At 62.4% G+C, this 2,395-nt stretch carries 1 protein-coding gene; it reads left to right on the forward strand.

The window, feature by feature from the left end; translation table 11 throughout:
- Positions 1-628: 628 nt before the first annotated feature.
- A partial coding sequence (locus CRD59_RS08300) for an RCC1 domain-containing protein (RefSeq protein WP_330849138.1) occupies positions 629-2,395 on the forward strand: 1,767 nt, incomplete at its 3' end.

Below are 2,395 nucleotides of genomic sequence, written 5' to 3' on the forward strand. Positions count from 1 at the left end.
CTGTACGGAGCGGTTAGTGCGCGCGGGCTGTGCTTGTGCGTGTTGTGTAGTCAGAGTTCGTCCGCCGAGAGCGACGCCTGAGGCGTCGGGGGCAGCGGCAGAGGTGTATCAGGCACCCCGCCTAGGCCCCTCCCTCCATGCCCTGAGCGCCCCCGACCGCTTCCCCTCTTCTGCTGGCCCGACCGGCAGCCCCAGGCCTGCTCACAGCCCCGACCACCAGGCCGGAATTTGGAGCCCGGGCCCCTGCCGGGCTATAGTCGGTCTATATACTGCAAGCATGGTTACCATGTATGTCGGGCGCCGGTTGGGGAATCGGGCACCTGTGACCAGGCAAGCCGCCACCATCACATAGGAGATATATTTCGTATGCGTTCCATTCGCGCGCTCAACGCCAGCCTCCTAGCATTGGCCCTCACTGTCCTAGGGGGGGGGGGGTCTAGGATTTCCCAGCCCGGCCAACGCTGACCCGGCCCAACAATCCTCCCCAAACCCCCTACTGCGCAGCGGCGCGCCCGGTACTGAGACCGTAGACGGCTTCACCCTCTCCCCCACCAAGGGACCCGCCAACCAGGATGCATTAGCTACACTCACACCACCCGCGCCACCCACCGGCATCACCTTCATTCAAATCAGCGCAGGCGGGACGCACACCCTGGCCATCGGCAGCGACGGCAACACCTATGCATGGGGGTGGAACCAATACGGCCAGCTTGGAGACGGCACCACCGGCGACCGTAACCTACCAGTACGCGTCCGCACACCCACCGGCGTACACTTCACCAAGATCAGCGCAAGCACATACCATTCGATGGCCCTCGCCGACGACGGACACGTCTACACATGGGGATTCAACAGTAACGGTCAGCTCGGCAACGGCAACACCGGCACCGACCAGAACACACCAATACAAGTCAGCCAAGGCCAACTACCCACAGGCAACCACTACACCACCATCAGCGCAAGCACATACCATTCGATGGCCCTCGCCGACGATGGACACGTCTACACATGGGGTTACAACGGCTACGGCCAGCTCGGCAACGGCAACACCGGCACCGACCAGAACACACCAGTACAAGTCAGCCAAGGCCAACTACCCACAGGCAACCACTACACCACCATCAGCGCAGGCGAGTTCCACTCCACGGCCCTCGACAATACCGGACACGCTTACACATGGGGCAAAAACAGCACCGGCGGGCTGGGAAATGGTAACTTCGGTATCCACCGGAACAAACCCGTACGAGTCCTCCAGGGCGCATTGCCTACCGGCAATCACTACACTGCCATCAGCGCAGGCACCGATTGTTCCATAGCACTAGACAACACCGGACACGCCTACACATGGGGGAAAAACATCAGCGGCCAACTCGGCAACGGCACAAACGGACCCGGCACAGACCAGAGCACACCCATAGCAGTCAACCAAGGCCAACTACCCACAGGCAACCACTACACCGCCATCAGCGCAGAGAACTTACATACGATTGCCCTAGACAACACCGGGCATGCCTACACATGGGGGGACAACAGCAGCGGCCAACTCGGCAACGGCAACACCGGCACCGACCAGAACACACCAGTCCTAGTCAACCAAGGCGAACTGACCACAGGCAACCGCTACACCGCCATCAGCGCAGGGGGCTTACATACGATTGCCCTAGACAACATCGGACACGCCTACACATGGGGAAGAAACTGGGAGGGTCAGCTCGGCAACGGCAGCAGCGACATCGGCCAGAACGTACCCGTACGAGTGGCAACACCTAGATACGTGGTCGTCGGTGTCAAGTTCGGAAATACTTCGGTCAGCCGGCACACGCAGGACCCCAGCACCGGCGCGTGGAACATGCATGCGCCTCTGCACGCCGCCGGTCGGGTGGACGTCACCGTCACCTACCGCATCGATATGGGCAATGGACAAGGTATTATCACGCCCGGCCCCACCTACACTACCAGGCTCCACTACACGTACGCCACCCAATACACCGTGCGATTCAGCCTGGGCGACGCGGCCGGCCACACCAGCAGCCCCACGCCCGCCGACCAGACCGTCTACTCCGACGACCCCAAGCCCATCACCTGGCCGCAGGACCCCGAATGGGAGCACCACTGGTTCACCGGATGGGCCAAGGCCGACGGCAGCAGCTGGGACTTCAACACACCCGTCACCTCCAACATGACCCTGACCGCCCAATGGCAGGCATGGCAATTCACCCTCAACCCCACCAGCGGACCCGACACCGGCGGCAACACCCTGCACATCACCCCACCCCCCAACCCCCCCCCCCGTCCCCCCCACAACCCCCCACCCCCTCCTGCCCCACCACCACAACCCCACCTAACTCCCCTCGTATACCGCGCTCACCGACCCCCACGTCAACCACCACACTAT

The organism is Bifidobacterium xylocopae, from assembly GCF_003315615.1.
Taxonomy (GTDB): Bacteria; Actinomycetota; Actinomycetes; order Actinomycetales; family Bifidobacteriaceae; genus Bombiscardovia; species Bombiscardovia xylocopae.